Here is a 13,816-nt window from a genome sequence, read left to right on the forward strand (position 1 = left end):
GCGCCGTTTCAGCAACATAAAGGGCGCTGCTAACATGACGACAGGCAAACCGCAGCCGGTGGCCACCCCGTCCAACCCGTCCGATGATCTGATTGCCGAACTCTCGCGGCTGATGGCCCAGGATGCGCAAGGCAGCCGCCAGGATGCGCCCATGCCCACGGCACCCGCACCCGAAATGACCAATAGCCAGGTTTCTCCATTTGCCGTGCGCATTCCCGGTACGGCCCCGAGCATGCCGGAAGCCGTCCAGGCGCCACGTGTCGATGTCGCTCCCGAGGCCGCCGCCGTCCCGCAGCGCCAGGAACCGTCCTTTGCCGCCCCCGTGGCACCCGAGCCGGTGCCGGTCGAGACTGCCGCCGATCCCGACGAGCCGACGCCGTTCAGTTTCGATTTCGATTTCGGCAAGCCGCGCCAGCAACCCGCACCCGAACCCGTGCCGCAGCCGGCCGATGCCCTCAACACCCCTGATGACCACGACGCGATCGCCGATCTGATCGCCACGGAATTGCTTGCCGGCGGCCCGCCACCAGCCAGCGTGATGGTCAGTCCTCCGGCAGCCGCTGCCGTTGTTGAGCAGATCCGCGTTGCGCCGGTGACGCCGGAGCTGGTCAAGCCCGCATCCTGGATGCCCACGCCGGTCACCCGGAACGCTCCCGAGCAGGCGGCGACAGTCCGGTCTGCCTTGCGCCCGGTCAATCTCACGCCCATTCAGCGCACCGAAAAGCCGCAGGACGATGCCGCGCGCGTCTCACCGGCATTCGCTGCGCCAACAGCGCCAGTCGCCGTGCCGCCAACCGCTGTGCCCGCCGCACCCGAGCCCGTGGCGTTCGTCAAACCGCGCGCCGAACATGGCTATCTGTCCCCGGTTCCCAGCGAGCCGGCAATGGCCCCACCTGCCAATGATCTCGAGCTGGGCCTTGACCCAATCGAGGAGATCGAGAGCCTGATTGGCCGCGCCGTCAAGGTCGAACTGGAAAGCGCCCGCGGGGCGGCCCGCCCCATCGCCAGCCCGGCTCTGCGCAGCCTTGCCACGCCGGTCGCTCCGCCGGCCTATCGCCCGATTTCGGGGGCCGACGAAGCGATCATGGCCGCAGCTGCCGCCACGGGCGCCGAGGTCGGCTGGGTCGAGCAGCACGAAGAGCAACAGGTCATGGATACCGGCGAGCGCCGCCGCGCGCCGCGCCGTGGGGGCCTGCTGCGTGCCGTCGCCGGTCCCCTGATTGCCGTAGTCTTACTTTTGGCTGCCGGGTTTGGCCTCTACTCCGTGCTGGGTCTGGGTGGCAGCGATGGTCCGGCCCCGGTGCTGGTTGCCGACACCACGCCGATCAAGCAGGTGCCCCAAGCTACCACCACGGCCGACCCGGTGCCCCAATCCATCGTCTTCAACGAAATGGATGGCGTCGTGCCGGGCGCCGAAGAACAATTGGTGTCGCGCGACCAGGCCGACGTCAACGAGGTTACCGCCATTCCGCCCGCCGCCGATATCAGCACGGAGGGGCTCGCCAACCGTAAGGTCCGCACCGTGACCGTGCGCCCCGATGGCACCATCGTCAGCGGCGAGGACAGCGTTGCCGGCACGGCCATGTTGCCGGTCGATCGTCCCAATGTGCCCGAAGTCCCGGGCGCCGACACGCCGACCAGCGATTTGCTGGCCAGTGCGCAAGCGATGCAACCCACGCCGGCCCCCGTAGCGCCGGCACCCGAACCCCCAGCAGTGGCGCCGCTGGTGCCCGGCTCCGAGATTGCCGTCATCGATGCTACGGGTGCCCCGGTAGCCGGCAAGACCGCGCCGGTCCCTTATGCTCGCCCGGCCTCTGTCGGCGATGCGCCGGCCACCGGCCCGGTTACCGCCACGATTGAAACGCCGCCCGCACCCTTGCAAGCCGCGCCCCTGGCCCAGCCGGTCTCGGCCGAACTGGCCGCGGCGCCCCAGGCCCCTGCCGCCGTCCCGGCCGTTGGGGCGGCCGGCACGCGTGCGCCAATCGTTGCGCCGGCCTATGCGCAGCTCTCCTCGCAGCGCTCGCCTGAGGATGCCCAGCGTGTCGCCGACGATCTGTCGGCCCGCTATGCCTCGATGCTCAACGGCACCAATCTGGAAGTCAGCCGGGTCGATCTGGGCGCTCGCGGCATTTACTATCGCGTTCGCGTTCCCGCCGCGACGAGGGAAGGCGCTGCCCAATTGTGCGCCAGCATCACCGGGGCGGGTGGCGACTGCGTCGCCATGTAATTTGGCGTGGGGCAGGGCCTATTCCTTCCCCCGCCATGCTTGACGCTTGAAGGCTCAAGCGCCAAGCTTGCCGCAAGACGATCCAACTGCGGCCCCTGTTTTCATGACCACGACTGCGCCCACCGATTGGTTCGACGCCCCCGCGCCTGTGGCTGTGGAAGACGTCATGTATGTCGATGTCGGTGGCTATGAGGGTCCGCTCGATCTGCTGCTCGATCTGGCGCGCCGGCAGAAGGTCGACCTGGCTGGCATTTCCATTCTGGCTCTGGCCGAACAATATCTGGCCTTTATCTCGACCGTGCGCGATCAGCGCCTGGAAATCGCCGCCGATTACCTGGTGATGGCTGCCTGGCTGGCCTATCTCAAGTCCCGCCTCATGGTGCCCCAGGCCCCGGGGGACGATGAGCCATCGGGCGAGATGCTGGCTGCCATGCTGCAGTTCCGCCTCAAGCGGTTGGAGGCCATGCGCCGCGCCGCCGGCCAGTTGATGAACCGTCCCCGGCTGGGTTTCCAGGTTTATGCTCGCGGCGCGCCTGAGCCGGTGCAGATTGCCCGCAACGCGGTTTGGGAAGCCACCCTGTTCGATCTGCTTAAAGCCTATGCGACCCAGCGCGAGCGCGGCATCTCTACTGACTATGCCCCGACCTTGCGCAGTGTTTGGTCACTACAGGACGCGCGTGACATCTTGCAGCGCCTGATCGGCGACAGCTTCGATTGGGTGCCGATGGATTTTTACCTGACCCGGTATTTGGCGGTGCCGGGGGAGCGGGCCACCGTTCGCGCCTCCAGCTTTGCCTCCAGCCTCGAACTGGTGCGCCAGGGCCAGATCGACCTGCGCCAGACCGAAGCCTTCGGCCCTTTGTTGATGCGCCGCCGCCAGGGCGACCCCCGGTGAGCGATGACGATATGGCGCACGACCGCCCCGAAATCGTCCACCGCAATCTGCGTATCCTTGAAGCTCTGCTGTTCGCCTCCGCCGAACCGTTGGCTGCCGCCGACATGGCGCCTTATCTGGGCGAAGGCGCCAATGCCGAGGCGCTGCTTGCCGAACTGACCGGGCGATATGCCAATAGCGGGGTCAACCTGGTGCGCCGCGGCGATCGCTGGGCTTTTCGAACCGCCCAGGACCTGGGTTTCCTGCTGCGCCGCGAAACCCACGAGACAAGGCCGTTGTCACGCGCGGCGCTCGAGACCCTGTCGATCATTGCCTATCACCAGCCCGCTACCCGTGCCGAAATCACCGAGATACGAGGCGTCGATACCGGCAAGGGCACCGTCGATCTGCTGATGGAAACCGGTTGGGTGCGCATGCGTGGACGCCGCCGCACGCCGGGTCGCCCGGTGACCTATGGCACGACCGACGCATTCCTTGATCATTTTGGCCTGGAAAGCCTGGCGGACCTGCCCGGTTTGGACGAACTCAAGGGCACCGGCCTGCTCTCCGCCAGCCTGCCGTCCAATCTGCAGATACCCTTGCCGTTCGACGGCGCCCTGCGCGAGGACGAGGATCCCCTTGATCCGGACGATCGTGACGACGATGCCGTACATGAGGAGGAGGCCGGCGGCGATCTGTAGTCCATTTGGCAACACGTTCTTGTGTTGAGCCGCGATTAAACCTATTTCTCCTCATAGCTATCGATGTATCGCGTTCCAAAGCAGTTCAAGGGAGCCTAAAAATGCACGCGCCAGGAATTTGGGGCATTCTCGTCGTTGCCGTGGTCGTCATCCTGCTGTTTGGCCGTGGCAAGATTTCCGGGGTGATGGGCGAAGTCGCCACCGGCATCAAGGCCTTCCAGAAGGGCATGAAGGACGACGACAAGCCGGCCGAACGGGTCACCACGACGGCTGATATCGACGCCCGCGAAGTCGATCGCAGCAAGGACGTCTAGGCGTTTCGGGCCGGTCATCGAAGGAATAAGAACACATGCTCGGCTTGGGCTGGACAGAGATGCTGGTTATCGGCGTCGCGGCGCTGATTTTCATCGGTCCCAAGGACCTGCCCGTGGTCATGAAGCGTCTTGGCCAGCTGACCGGCCAGATCCGTCGCATGGGTAACGAGTTTCAGCGCGAGATCAACAAGACCACCGGCCTTGATGAAGTGCGCAATCTGCGCAATGCCATCACTTCGCCGCTCAAGCAGACGACCGATCAGATCCGCAAGGATTTCAACGCCATGACGCCTTCGGGGGGCGTCAAGCCCAGCGGCGTGATCAAGCCGGCCGATCCCAAGGCGGAAAGCGTCGTCGCCGAAATTCATGCTGCCGCCGGCATCACGCCGCCGGTTTCTCCAACGGAGACCGTTGCCGTGATTAAAAAGCCCGCCGTCAAAAAAGTGCCTGCCAAAGCCAAGCCTGCGCCGACCGCGCCGGTGACCACGACTGATCTCGAGGCATTCGACGCCGTGCCGTCGCCTGCTGAAACCCAGCCTGTCGACGTCAAGCCGGTTCGCGCCAAACGCACGCCGAAGGTGGCGCCTGGCAACACCGTGCCGGTCTTGCCCACCGAGCCCGCCGACTCACCCGCCACGATTACCCCGCGTGTTCGTGCCCCGCGCAAGCTGCCTACACCACCTGCGAAAGCCGGAACCGAATAAGCTATGGTTGACGCACCGCTCCTCGAGGATAAATCCAAGCAGCCCGTCGACGAACTCGCCGGCAGCGAGGCGCCGCTCCTCGAGCATTTGATCGAGTTGCGCAAGCGCCTGATCTACTCGGCCATCGCTTTGGTCGTGCTGATGATCGTGTGTTTCATTTTCGCCGGCCCGCTCTATGACCTGCTGCTGCAGCCCTATCTCAAGGCCGTGCCCGGCACCAAGCTGATCACCACGGCACCCCAGGAGCAGTTTTTCACCTACCTGAACGTGGCCATGTTCAGCGCCATTTTCCTCGGCTTTCCCATCGTTGCCAGCCAGATTTACATGTTCGTGGCGCCGGGGCTCTACAAGCACGAGCGCCACGCGTTCATCCCCTACCTCGTCGCGACGCCGGTGCTGTTTTTCCTCGGCGGATGCCTGGTCTATTTCGCTGTTCTGCCCATGGCATTGCATTTCTTTGCCGGCATGCAGACCGACCATATCGAGATGATGACCAGCGCATCCGAATATCTCGGCTTTGCCATGACGCTGATCCTGGCCTTCGGCGTCTGCTTCCAATTGCCGGTGGTCTTGACGCTGCTGGCCCAGATCGACCTGGTCAATGTCACCATGCTCCGCCACGGCCGGCGCTACGCCATCGTCGCCATCCTGGTCTTTGCCGCCTTCATCACCCCACCTGATCCGATTTCCCAACTCGGCCTCGCCGTGCCCATGTACCTGCTCTACGAGCTGTCTATTTTGTCGGTCCGCATGGTCGAAAAGCGCCGGGCGCGGGACGAGGCCGCCAGGGCCGCAGCCGACGAAGCTGCGTCGGAGTAGGCCCCCTCATCCGCCCTTCGGGCACCTTCTCCCACGAGGGGAGAAGGGGACTGAACCGAGAACTTTCAGTCGTCACCCCTCGCCCCTTGTGGGAGAGGGACAGCTTGCGCCGCGTTCAGCGGAGCAAGCAGGGTGAGGGGTGCTGAACCATCCGCCTGCACCTTAGGGATTGCAGCTTCCCCCGACCATCCTTAGACATGCACGCATCTTACAACACCGCCAGAGGCGGGGCCACACCCCGACTGAACATGTTCGATATCAAATGGATCCGCGAAAACCCACACGCCTTTGATCGGGCGATGTCTCGTAGGAAGGGTCTATATCCGACAGCGGCGGCATTACTTGAACTTGATGAGACTCGTCGCGCCGCGATTCTTCATCTCAATGAGCTTCAAGAACACCGCAACAAAGCGTCGAAAGAAATCGGCCAAGCCGTCGCCTCAGGCAACCAAGCTGAGGCGGAGAGGCTAAAAATTGCAGTTTCACTATCTAAGGCCGCCATCCAAGTAGAGGAAAGGCAGGAAAAAGAGCTTGGGGAAGATCTAACCCAGCGCTTGGCTGAACTTCCCAACATCGCCTTCGACGACGTGCCCGACGGCACCGATGAAACCGACAATGTCGAATATTTCGGCCGCAACGGTTCTCCCCAGACGGCGGCTAAGGTGCGTGCCCCCAAGCCCAGCTTTTCATTTGCCCCCAAGGAGCACTACGAGGTTGGCGTCGCCGCCAATGGCAATATGGACTTCGAAATCGCCGCCAAGCTCTCCGGCAGCCGCTTTGTCGTGCTGAAAGGCCAGGTGGCCCGTCTCGAACGCGCCCTCGGCCACTTCATGCTGGATTTGCACACGACCGAGCACGGCTACCTCGAAGTTCAACCGCCGCTGTTGGTGAAGGACGACGCGTTGTTCGGCACCGATAAGTTGCCGAAGTTCGAAGAGGATTTGTTCTTCGTCGGGCATGGCGACGGACGCCTTGGGCTCATTCCCACCGCCGAAGTTCCCCTTACCAACCTCGTCCGCGAGTCAATCCTCGCCGAAAAAGAACTCCCGCTCCGCTTCACCGCGCTCACCCCATGCTTCCGCTCCGAAGCCGGCTCGGCCGGGCGCGATACCCGCGGCATGCTGCGCCAGCATCAGTTCAACAAGGTCGAGATGGTCTCGATCACCACGCCAGAGACCTCGGTGGATGAGCATGAGCGCATGCTCACCTGCGCCGAGACCGTGCTGCAAAAGCTCGGCCTGCACTATCGCGTCATGAACCTGTGCACCGGCGATCTCGGCTTTGGCGCCAGGAAGACCTATGACCTGGAAGTTTGGCTGCCCGGCCAGGACACCTATCGCGAGATTTCTTCGGTGTCGGTCTGCGGCGATTTCCAGGCCCGCCGCATGGACGCCCGCTATCGCCCCGCCGGCGAAAAGCAGGCGCCGCGCTTCGTGCACACCCTCAACGGCTCGGGCACTGCTGTCGGCCGCTGCCTGATCGCCGTGCTGGAAAACTACCAGCAGGAAGATGGCTCGGTGCTCGTCCCCGACGCGTTGCAACCCTATATGGGTGGCCTCAAATCGATCGGTGGCCGCGGATGAGCCAGCGCATCCTCATTACCAATGACGACGGCGTGGATGCCCCCGGCATCGCCGTGCTCCAGGCTATCGCCGCGCAGATCAGCGACGATGTATGGACCGTGGCGCCCGACACCAACCAGAGCGGGGCAGGGCACCGCTTCACCCTGCGCCGGGAACTCGAAATCGAGCAGCACGCGGATCGCGTTTTCGCCATTATCGGCGGCTCGCCCGCCGATTGCGTCGTTGCCGGCATGACCCATATCCTGGGCGACAAGCCCGCCGACATCGTCCTGTCGGGCGTCAATGCCGGCCAGAACCTGGGCGATATCATCCATGCCTCGGGCACTGCCGCCGGCGCGCGGGAGGGTGCACTGCAAGGCGCCATCGCCATCGCTATGAGCCAGTCCATCGATTTCAAGGAAGGGCAGGAGATTATCTGGGACACTGCCGCCCGGCACGGTGCCGCGACCGTCCGCGCCATTCTCGCGGCCCATGCCGGCGATGACGTCTATTACAACGTCAATTTCCCCGCCTGTCCGCCCGATGCGGTCAGCGGCATCGCCGTCGTGCCGCACCAGCGCTTTTCGCGCTCGCCGTTCCGCTATTATGCCAGTCACAATGCCGGCAAGTTCTTCGTCGCCATTCCCGAAACGCCGCTGCCGCTTTCCCCTGACCACGATTTCGAAGTCATGCGCCGCGACAACGCCATCACCGTAACGCCGCTCCTGCTGCAGCAGACGGACATGGCCATGGTGGAGCGGATGCGGGGCACGCTTAAGCTCTGAGCGGAGCAAAAGCCTCTCGCCTTAACCTTACCCAATCCAGAATCACCGCCGCGTAATTTCAGGCAAATCGCATCGGCCTTAAACTCGTCTTTACCTTACCGGCCTAGATTCACACTCGTGTTGAGGTCCTGCGTACGAGTAAACTGATGAGTATCCGCGTATCCCGTCGGGCGCTGAAAAGCGCCACAGCGATTGCAGGCATCACATTGGGCGGCCTTGCCCTTACAGGATGCGCCTCGGTTGGTGGCCGTGCGTTTGGCGATGGCACCGTGACCGGTTCCACCAACCAGTCGACACCCTCCAATCTCGGCCAGCCGATGCCGTCCGCTCTTGGCGCCCCACCGATGCAGATGGCCGACAGCCAATTCCTGCCTCCGGCCAATGTCGGTGGCTTCGGCGCCCCGCAACAGGGCTACGCGCAGCCCTCTTACAATCAACCGGCCGGCGGCATCACATCGCCGATTTCAAGCGGGGGCGGCATGCAGTCCGTGTCCTCGCAAGACCTTCCAGTGCTCAATTCAACGTCTCCAATGGGAACACCGCAAGCCATGCAACCTCAGCAGAACCTTGCCCCGGTCGCAGCGATGCCCATGCCCGCTGCCCTGGGTGCACCAGCCCAAGTCGGCATGCCCGCGCCTCAGCAGGTCGCCATTCCGGCCAATGCCTATACCCACACTATCGCCGGCGGCGAATCGCTCTACACCATCGCGCGCCGTTACGACGTGACCACGCAAGCCATCGTGCAGGCCAATGGCATGTCCTCGCCGGACCGGATCGTCGTCGGCCAGCGCGTCATCATCCCCGGCCGCGCCGATCTGCTCGCGTCCAAGGGTCCGCAATCGCCGACGCAACTGGCCTCAGTCAATTCGGCCCTGGCACCCATGCCCATGCAACCCAGCCCGACGCCGCAGACCCCCCGCGTCCAACAGGCCGCCACGCTGCCGGCCGCGCCCGCGATCGTCTCGCCGATCCAGCAACCCGCTCCGGTTGCCGCTCCCGTGGTGCAGCAGGCCAGCGTCCAGCAGCCGGCCGCCGAGCCTGTGATGTCGGGTAGCGACAAGTTCCGCTGGCCCGCCAGTGGCCGTATCATCACCGATTTTGCCAGCTCCAAGGGCACCGGCATCAATATCGAAGTGGCCGAGGGCTCTACCGTCAAGGCGGCCGAAAACGGCACCGTCATCTATGTCGGCTCGGGCGTCGAAGGCTACGGCAACCTCATCCTGCTGCGCCATCCCAACGGCTTCGTATCGGCCTATGCCCACCTCAAGTCGATGTCGGTCGCCAAGGGCGACACCGTCAATCGCGGCGACGGCATCGGCACTGCCGGCATGACCGGCTCGGTCTCCAAGCCCCAGCTTCACTTCGAGCTGCGCAAGGGCGCCACCCCGGTCGACCCGGTGCCCTTGCTCGCCAGCTAACCAGTTACGAGGCCACTCGTGACGAAGATCCCCGCTTCGGCGGGGATTTTTGTTTGTCCTTCCCTTCGCCTCGAGAAAAGAGCTATCGCAATTAGCCGAGGCTCCTGACGCACCGCCTCAGTCGACGCCTCCCCCGACCAAAGGGATGAAGCTGGGGGTTTGCCATCCCCCATATCGGGGCGCTCGCACCCCCACCCAACCTCCCCCTGGCAGGGGAAGGAGCCGTCCTGTGGTATTTGGCAGGATCGTGCCAACACACATGCGATAGGCCTCGCCAAGGAAGCTGAAGATCAAACCCTCCTGCCCATCTCCCCCGCCAGTGTGCGCACCAGCTGGATCGCCACGCGCCCCGAGCGGGCGCCCCGCGTCGCCGACCATTCGATCGCGCGGGCCCGTAGCGTCTCGTCGTCGATCTCCAGCCCATAGTGGTTGGCATAGGTCCGCACCATTGTTAAAAACGTCGACTGGTCGCAATTATGAAAGCCCAGCCACAATCCGAACCGGTCGCTGAGCGAAACCTTTTCTTCCACCGCCTCGCCCGGATTGATCGCGGTCGAACGCTCGTTCTCGATCATGTCGCGCGGCATCAGGTGGCGCCGGTTGCTGGTGGCATAAAACAGCATATTGTCGGGCCGCCCCTCCAGCCCGCCATCGAGGATGGTCTTGAGCGATTTGTAACTCGTCTCGCCGGTGTCAAAGCTCAGATCGTCGCAAAACACGATGAACCGCGCATCCTCCTTGCCGATCACCCGCATCAAGGCCGGCAGCGTCTCCAGGTCCTCGCGCGCAATCTCGATCAGCACCAGCCGCTCAAAACCCTCGCGCTCCAGGATATCGGCATGGATCGCCTTGACCAGCGAGCTCTTGCCCATGCCGCGCGCGCCCCACAGCAAGGCATTGTTGGCGCCATGTCCTCGCGCGAACTGCTCGGTATTGCGCAACAGGATATCCTGGACCTGATCGATGCCCTTGAGCATGGCCAGCGGCACGCGGCTGACGCGCGGCAGCGCCATCAATTGTGCGGCACCGGCATCCCAATGATAGGCATTGGCGCTGTCCAACCCGTTGGCCGGACCCCCTGAAACCGGGCTCATTGCGGCCAGGGACCGCGAAATGTCGTCCAGCCGGGCTGCGATCTCCGCGAGATAGTCTTTGCTCTTCACTGGGCGTGTTCCTGTTCAGTCCGCGGCAATATGGAACCCCTGAATGCCTTTGCAATCGCGGGGGTGCAACTGTATAGTCCGCGCGATTTTGACCGGGGCGCAAGTGCAATTGCCCCAAATGCGTCCAGTCCCTGCGCGCAAGCGCAGTCGGGTCCTGTCGCGTCCCCTCCCAAACAAGAACAATATAAGGAGCTCGCCTCATGTTCGTCACCCAGGCTTTTGCCCAGGCCGCCACTGGTGCCCCCGTCGCCGGCGGTGGCATGACTGATATTCTGGTCCAGCTGGCGCCGATCCTGCTGCTGGTGGTAATCTTCTGGCTGCTGATCTTCCGTCCCCAGCAAAAGCGCGTGAAAGCCCAGCAGGCCATGCTCTCCGCGATCCGCCGCGGCGATACCGTGGTCACCACCGGCGGCATCGTCGGCAAGGTCACCAAGGCGGTCGATGGCGAGGATCTTGAAGTCGAGATCGCCCAGGGCGTCAAGGTCAAGCTGGTGCGCGGCATGGTTGCCGACGTTCGCTCCAAGGCCGAGCCGGTCAACGACAACAAGCCCGCTTGATAGCGGCGCCTGCGCCGGGGCCTGTTTGCTCCGGCTTTTTCTGTCTTCAGGACACCACCAATGCAGTTCTCGCCGATCCGTACCGCCATCATTGCCATTGTCGCCATTGTCGGGTTGCTGCTCGCCATACCGACATTTCTCAGCAAGGACCAACTGGCCGCCTGGCCTGGCTTCCTGCCGCATCAGGCGGCGGTGTTGGGGCTCGATCTGCAGGGCGGCTCGCACTTGCTGTTGCAGGTCAACCGGCAGGGGATCGTCACCGAGCGGGTCGGCGAGCTGCGCCGCGATGTCCGCACCGTCCTGGCCAATGACAACGGCATCGGCAATCTGATCACGCTCGACGCCGCCGGCAATGGCATCGAAGTCGAGCTGACCGACCCCACCCAGAAGGACGCCGCGGTCGCCGCGCTGGCCACGTTGCAAAACACCGTCTCCAACTCGATGTTCGCCGTTGGCGGCGTCAACGAACTGGAGTTCGGCGAAACGCCGGATGGCAAGCTGACCGCCAATTTGACCGACCAGGGCGTCGCCGAGCGCATGTCCTCGCTGGTGGCCCAGTCCATGGAAGTCATTCGCAAGCGCGTCGATGAATTGGGCACCACCGAGCCCTCGATCCAGCGCCAGGGCACCGATCGCGTCCTGGTCCAGGTGCCCGGCTTTGCCGACAGTACCCGGCTCAAGGATATCATCTCACGCACCGCCCGCCTGACCTTCCATATGGTCTATCCCGGGCTGACGGCCGACCAGGCCGACGCCCAGGGCCTCCCGGCCGGTACCTTCATCCTGCCCAGCAATGATGGCGGCCGCGAACTGCTCTATGAGGACGTGGCCATCGGCGGAGAATCGTTGGTCGATTCCCAGCCCAGCTATGACAGCCAGCGCGGCATACCCGTTGTCAGCTTCCGTTTCGATACCCGTGGCGCCGTCACGTTCGGGCAGATCACTTCTGCCAATATCGGCAAGCGCTTTGCCATCGTGCTGGACAATCAGGTCATCACCGCACCGGTCATCCAGTCTGCGATCACCCAGGGCACCGGCCAGATCAGCGGCAGCTTCACCACTCAAAGTGCCAACGATCTTGCCGTGCTGCTGCGCGCCGGTGCGCTGCCCGCCTCGCTCGATATCGTCGAGGAGCGCTCGGTCGGCCCCAGCCTGGGTGCCGACTCGATCCGCTCCGGCCTGACTGCGGGCGTGGTGGCGGCCGTCGCCGTCGTCACGTTCATGGTCGTGGCCTACGGTCTGTTTGGCCTTTTCGCCAATGTCTCGCTGGTGCTCAACATCGTTTTGATCTTCGGCGCGCTGTCGGCTCTCGGCGCCACGCTCACGCTGCCCGGCATCGCCGGGATCGTCTTGACCATCGGCATGGCCGTGGATGCCAACGTGCTGATTTACGAGCGCATCCGCGAAGAACAAAAGGCCGGACGAACGCCGCTGCAGGCGATCAATGCCGGTTTTGCCCGCGCCTGGGGCACGATCATCGATTCGCACCTGACGCAGCTGATTGCGGCTATCGTGCTGTATTTTCTGGGCTCGGGCCCGGTCCAGGGCTTTGCCGTCACGCTTGGCCTGGGCATCCTGACCTCGCTGTTTACTGCCTATACGGTGACCCTGTTCATGGTCGGCATCTGGTTCCGCGCCCGTCGCCCCAAGACCCTGCGCATCCAGCATTTCCGCTTCATTCCGGACGGCACCAACATCAACTTCATGAAGATCTCACATTACGTGATCATCTTCTCCATCGTCATGAGCGTGCTGTCGGTCGGCTCCGCTGTGGTCAAGGGCTTCAACTTCGGCATCGACTTCAAGGGCGGTTCTGCCATCGAGGTGCAACACACCGCCGATGGTCCGGCCGATCCTGCGCGCCTGCGCGAAATCATGGATAGCCTGCAATTAGGTGATGTGCAGGTTCAGGGCTTCGGCACGCCCGAGGATGCCCTGATCCGTATCGAGGCGCAGCCGGGCGGCGACATGGCCCAGCAGGAAGCCGTCAACAAGGCCCGCGACGCCCTCTCGACCGAAAACTACGAGATCCGCCGCACGGAAATCGTCGGTCCGTCCGTGTCGGGCGAGCTGGCCTTCGCCGGCATCGTGGCGCTGCTCATCTCGTTGAGCGCCATCCTGATCTATGTGTGGTTCCGCTTCGAATGGCAGTTCGCGCTGGCGGCGATCACCACCACCACGCACGACATCATCATGACTATCGGGCTTTATTCGATCACCGGATTGGAGTTCAACCTGACCTCCATCGCCGCCGTCTTGACGCTGGTCGGTCTGTCGCTCAACGAAACCGTGGTGATTTCCGACCGTATTCGCGAAAACCTGCGCAAATACAAGAAAATGCCCCTGCCTGAATTGATCAACCTCTCGATCAACCAGACCATTGTGCGCACCTCGCTGACGGCTTTCACTATCTTCCTGGCTCTGATTCCCTTGGTGCTGTTCGGCGGCGAAGTCATCCGTGGTTTCACCATCGCCATGACCTTTGGCGTGTTCGTGGGCACCTATTCGTCCATCATCGTCGGCGGCCCGATCCTGATCTTCTTCGGCCTCAAGGCCCGCGCCGACCAGCCCGCAGACGACAAGTCCAAACCCCGCACCAATGATGGCGCGGCAGTGTAGGCATGTAGCTCTGCTGCGCCATCGTCTCCTGGACCTCTCCCCGATGGAGCGAGGGGACTGTCGAGGGGATGGT

The 13,816-nt window shown here is 63.6% G+C and carries 12 protein-coding genes; 11 read left to right on the top strand and 1 reads right to left on the bottom strand.

What is annotated here, in order from left to right; translation table 11 throughout:
• The first annotated feature begins 34 nt into the window (after window positions 1–34).
• From ACFE8X_RS13785 to ACFE8X_RS13825, 9 genes are all read left to right on the top strand, one after another.
• Window positions 35–2,227: an SPOR domain-containing protein gene (locus ACFE8X_RS13785; protein WP_375452059.1), complete on the top strand. Its 2,193-nt coding sequence runs from the start codon at window positions 35–37 to the stop codon at window positions 2,225–2,227.
• A 103-nt stretch (window positions 2,228–2,330) separates the two neighbouring features.
• Window positions 2,331–3,122, top strand: a complete 792-nt coding sequence (locus ACFE8X_RS13790; protein ID WP_375452060.1) for a segregation and condensation protein A — start codon at window positions 2,331–2,333, stop codon at window positions 3,120–3,122.
• Window positions 3,119–3,802, top strand: coding sequence for an SMC-Scp complex subunit ScpB (scpB, locus tag ACFE8X_RS13795; protein WP_375452061.1), 684 nt, complete (start codon window positions 3,119–3,121; stop codon window positions 3,800–3,802). Before ACFE8X_RS13790 ends, scpB begins: the two co-directional genes overlap by 4 nt.
• Window positions 3,803–3,903: 101 nt before the next feature.
• Entirely contained in the window at window positions 3,904–4,116 is a 213-nt protein-coding gene (gene tatA / locus ACFE8X_RS13800; RefSeq protein ID WP_375452062.1) for a twin-arginine translocase TatA/TatE family subunit, read from the top strand.
• 35 nt (window positions 4,117–4,151) lie between these two features.
• Window positions 4,152–4,820, top strand: coding sequence for a Sec-independent protein translocase protein TatB (gene tatB, locus ACFE8X_RS13805; protein WP_375452063.1), 669 nt, complete (start codon window positions 4,152–4,154; stop codon window positions 4,818–4,820).
• 3 nt (window positions 4,821–4,823) lie between these two features.
• Window positions 4,824–5,639, top strand: coding sequence for a twin-arginine translocase subunit TatC (tatC, locus tag ACFE8X_RS13810; RefSeq protein WP_375452064.1), 816 nt, complete (start codon window positions 4,824–4,826; stop codon window positions 5,637–5,639).
• A 248-nt stretch (window positions 5,640–5,887) separates the two neighbouring features.
• Window positions 5,888–7,222 (top strand): serine--tRNA ligase, encoded by a 1,335-nt coding sequence (gene serS / locus ACFE8X_RS13815; protein ID WP_375452065.1) that lies wholly within the window; start codon window positions 5,888–5,890, stop codon window positions 7,220–7,222.
• On the top strand, window positions 7,219–7,986 hold the full coding sequence (gene surE / locus ACFE8X_RS13820) for a 5'/3'-nucleotidase SurE (RefSeq protein ID WP_375452066.1): 768 nt from the start codon (window positions 7,219–7,221) through the stop codon (window positions 7,984–7,986). Before serS ends, surE begins: the two co-directional genes overlap by 4 nt.
• Window positions 7,987–8,132: 146 nt before the next feature.
• The gene (locus tag ACFE8X_RS13825) at window positions 8,133–9,404 is read left to right on the top strand and encodes a peptidoglycan DD-metalloendopeptidase family protein (protein WP_375452067.1); all 1,272 of its coding nucleotides are present in this window, start codon (window positions 8,133–8,135) and stop codon (window positions 9,402–9,404) included.
• 290 nt (window positions 9,405–9,694) lie between these two features.
• Here ACFE8X_RS13825 and ACFE8X_RS13830 read toward each other — a convergent pair whose 3' ends face one another.
• The gene (locus ACFE8X_RS13830; protein WP_375452068.1) at window positions 9,695–10,567 is read right to left on the bottom strand and encodes an ATP-binding protein; all 873 of its coding nucleotides are present in this window, start codon (window positions 10,565–10,567) and stop codon (window positions 9,695–9,697) included.
• A 200-nt stretch (window positions 10,568–10,767) separates the two neighbouring features.
• Here ACFE8X_RS13830 and yajC point away from each other — a divergent pair, with 200 nt between their 5' ends.
• Window positions 10,768–11,124, top strand: coding sequence for a preprotein translocase subunit YajC (gene yajC / locus ACFE8X_RS13835; RefSeq protein ID WP_375452069.1), 357 nt, complete (start codon window positions 10,768–10,770; stop codon window positions 11,122–11,124).
• A gap of 60 nt (window positions 11,125–11,184) precedes the next feature.
• Window positions 11,185–13,743, top strand: a complete 2,559-nt coding sequence (gene secD, locus ACFE8X_RS13840; protein ID WP_375452070.1) for a protein translocase subunit SecD — start codon at window positions 11,185–11,187, stop codon at window positions 13,741–13,743.
• Window positions 13,744–13,816 lie beyond the last annotated feature (73 nt).

The sequence above is a fragment of the uncultured Devosia sp. genome (assembly GCF_964244875.1).
Lineage (GTDB): Bacteria > Pseudomonadota > Alphaproteobacteria > Rhizobiales > Devosiaceae > Devosia.

Coding starts and splice junctions, on each gene's coding strand:
- ACFE8X_RS13785 (WP_375452059.1), top strand. CDS start 35: ATGACGACAGGCAAACCGCAGCCGGTGGCCACCCCGTCCAACCCGTCC.
- ACFE8X_RS13790 (WP_375452060.1), top strand. CDS start 2,331: ATGACCACGACTGCGCCCACCGATTGGTTCGACGCCCCCGCGCCTGTG.
- tatA (WP_375452062.1), top strand. CDS start 3,904: ATGCACGCGCCAGGAATTTGGGGCATTCTCGTCGTTGCCGTGGTCGTC.
- tatB (WP_375452063.1), top strand. CDS start 4,152: ATGCTCGGCTTGGGCTGGACAGAGATGCTGGTTATCGGCGTCGCGGCG.
- tatC (WP_375452064.1), top strand. CDS start 4,824: ATGGTTGACGCACCGCTCCTCGAGGATAAATCCAAGCAGCCCGTCGAC.
- serS (WP_375452065.1), top strand. CDS start 5,888: ATGTTCGATATCAAATGGATCCGCGAAAACCCACACGCCTTTGATCGG.
- surE (WP_375452066.1), top strand. CDS start 7,219: ATGAGCCAGCGCATCCTCATTACCAATGACGACGGCGTGGATGCCCCC.
- ACFE8X_RS13825 (WP_375452067.1), top strand. CDS start 8,133: ATGAGTATCCGCGTATCCCGTCGGGCGCTGAAAAGCGCCACAGCGATT.
- yajC (WP_375452069.1), top strand. CDS start 10,768: ATGTTCGTCACCCAGGCTTTTGCCCAGGCCGCCACTGGTGCCCCCGTC.
- secD (WP_375452070.1), top strand. CDS start 11,185: ATGCAGTTCTCGCCGATCCGTACCGCCATCATTGCCATTGTCGCCATT.